This window comes from Microcoleus sp. F10-B2, assembly GCF_036704965.1.
Taxonomy (GTDB): Bacteria; Cyanobacteriota; Cyanobacteriia; order Cyanobacteriales; family Microcoleaceae; genus Microcoleus.
In genome coordinates this window covers 1-2,521 of the sequence record NZ_JAUBTB010000200.1, presented here as the reverse complement: position 1 = coordinate 2,521, position 2,521 = coordinate 1, and the positions used below count along the sequence as shown (strand labels likewise).

The 2,521-nt window shown below is 48.4% G+C and carries 2 protein-coding genes and 2 pseudogenes; 1 reads left to right on the top strand and 3 read right to left on the bottom strand.

Annotation, left to right across the window (positions count from 1 at the left end):
- Positions 1-65: 65 nt before the first annotated feature.
- Together QUA99_RS33320 and QUA99_RS32530 are read right to left on the bottom strand one after the other, a co-directional pair.
- Positions 66-248, bottom strand: a pseudogene (locus QUA99_RS33320) (WD40 repeat domain-containing protein); the annotation flags it as partial.
- A 15-nt stretch (positions 249-263) separates the two neighbouring features.
- Positions 264-1,352, bottom strand: coding sequence for a WD40 repeat domain-containing protein (locus QUA99_RS32530; RefSeq protein ID WP_333245682.1), 1,089 nt, complete (start codon positions 1,350-1,352; stop codon positions 264-266).
- Between the two features lie 202 nt (positions 1,353-1,554).
- Between QUA99_RS32530 and QUA99_RS32525 the strand changes: the two genes are divergently transcribed.
- Positions 1,555-1,809, top strand: coding sequence for a hypothetical protein (locus QUA99_RS32525; protein ID WP_333245679.1), 255 nt, complete (start codon positions 1,555-1,557; stop codon positions 1,807-1,809).
- A 2-nt stretch (positions 1,810-1,811) separates the two neighbouring features.
- Here QUA99_RS32525 and QUA99_RS32520 read toward each other — a convergent pair.
- A pseudogene (locus QUA99_RS32520) lies at positions 1,812-2,489 on the bottom strand (AAA-like domain-containing protein).
- Positions 2,490-2,521: the final 32 nt, after the last annotated feature.

Sequence of the window (2,521 nt, the reverse complement as noted above, 5' to 3'; positions counted from 1 at the left end):
GCTTTATGGACGCTCTCGTCAGTTTTTAACTAGCGAGAGATTTGCTGTTAGAGGTATTTTTTAGTCTAAACTCCAGTTATTGAGCCGATACCTAAAATTTTACCGTCGGGACTGAAAACAACGCTGTCAATTCCCCTCTGATGTCCTGAAATAGTTTTGATTTCGGTGCCAGTTTCTAGGTTCCACAATTTAATAGTTCGATCGCTTCCTGCAGATGCTAAAATTTTGCCGTCAGGGGCAAAACTGACGCTGGTGACTGCACCTCAATGTCCTAGAAAAGTTTTGATTTCGCTGCCGTTTTGTGCATTCGACAATTTAACAGTGCGATCGCTGCTACGGGAGGCAACTTTTTGGCCGCCGGGGGAGAAACTCGCACTGAAAACCTGACGGCGGTGGCTTTCCAGAACTTTCGGTTCGATGGCGGTGAGGTTCCAGAGTCGTGCAGTGCGATCGGTACTTGCCGTTGCCAAAGTGCGGCCGCCGGGACAGAAACTAAGGCTGGCAACCCTGCCGCTGTGTCCTTTGAGCGTTTGCGGCTCGATGTTTCCTAACTGCGATAAATTCCACAATTTGACGGTGCCGTCTTCGCTAGCAGTAGCCAGAGTTGGATTCCGGCTGCCTCTGGGACTGAATTTGACGTTCCAGACTTGTTGGCTGTCGGCTTGCAGGGTTTTGAGGAGAGTCAGGTTTTGGACATCCCACAGCTTGACTAAACCGTCTTCACCAGCGGATGCTAGGGTTTTGCCGTCGTCGGAGAAACTGACACTTCTGACAGCATTTGTATGACCTTTGAGCGTGGCAATTTCGGTTCCGTCTGCTGGATTCCAGAGTTTGACAGTGCGATCGCTACCCGAAGATGCGATCGCCAACCCGTCGGGCGAAAAAGTGACGTTTGTTGCCCAGCCCCTATGTCCGGTAAAGGTTGTGAGCAAAGTGCCGTCTGCTGGATTCCAGAGTTTGACAGTGCGATCGCTACCCGAAGATGCGATCGCCAACCCGTCGGGAGCAAAACTGACTCCTCTCACCCAGCCCCTATGCCCTGTAAGGGTTCTAATTGGTGTGCCGTTTTCGATGTTCCAGAGTTTGATAGTAGCATCATCGCTAGCAGATGCGATCGTCTTGCCGTCAGGTGAGAAACTGACAGTCCAAACGTTGCCGCGGTGCCCGGTGAGGGTTCTGAGCAATATCCCGTCTGGGTTCCAGAGTTTGACGGTATCGTCTTCGCTAGCGGATGCGAGGATTTTGCCATCGGGCGAGAAAACGACGTTTCTGACGACAGCTTGGTGGCCGAGGAGCCGATCGCGCTCTCGGATACTGTAAAGTGCTTGTTGGAGGGCGATCGATACTTGCATCTTAGTTTCGGATTTTGCCGGACTGAATGCCTCTAATTTTTTAAGTTTATGTGCTGCAAGCAGTGCTTCGAGATGCTCTGCTTGGCGGTACCGGCAATGACAGTCTTTTGGGCGGAAGTGCTAACGCGATCGACTTACTGGTTTCGGCTTTGGGGAAAATGAATTCGACATCCTCACGGGTGGCATTGGAAAGGATACCTTCGTGTTGGGTGACGCAAATAGCGTTTACTACCTCGGAAATGGCTGCGCCACAATTACGGACTTTAGCATAACTCAAAGCGATAAAATCCAAATTCAAGGCATTCTAACAGACGGTTATTCGCTTGGACTTGGCAACTGGGAAGGTAGCAATGCCCAAGACACTGGAGTCTTCTACAAGGGTGATTTGATTGGTGTTGTGCAAGACCAAAATATTACCAATGTCAACCCCAATCAGGTGTTCATCTCCGCTTTTTAACCTCAAACGCGGCAGAAATATTCGCGGTACAAATTGCAACGCGGCATGACATCATTGTTTTGCCACCGCACAATTCCCATGCTGTGCAATATGTAAATTTGCATCGAATTTAATTCAACTGCTTCGGCAGAATTGACAACTTTTTTCAAAGCTAAAGCTAATTCTGGATTGTGTTGCAGTATTTCCAACAGCTTTCGCAAATGACTGCTGTAAATTCCCGATTCTGATGCCGCATTTTTTAATAACTGAGTTAATGAGATTTTGCCACAACTAATCTCATACATTGCCAATCTTACTAAATAAGGATGTCCGCCGATCGCCCCGATCAACTTTCCCAATTGCCCCTCATCCCAATCCAAGCCGTGCAGCCGAGCTAAATCGTGAATTTGCTGGTTCTAAAACTCCAGCAACTCAACGGGAACTCCCGCATTAAACGGAGATTGATTCATATCTAAAGGAATATAAACTTCTGTAGAATGCGCCATTACCAACCGCAGTTTTTTCCAGATATCCGAAATCTTGGCTTTTTCGTGCCAGCTTCGCAGCATCCCCAGAAAATCTTCAACTACTTCGGTGTAGGGAAATAGGCGATCGACTTCATCCAAGCCCAAAACCAGAGGTGTTTCTGTTTCTGCCCTGGGGGGGTGACAACCCGCCCCAAACCCAAAGAGCGTAAAGATTTAACCCACTTGTGCTAAAAAAAGATAGGCAG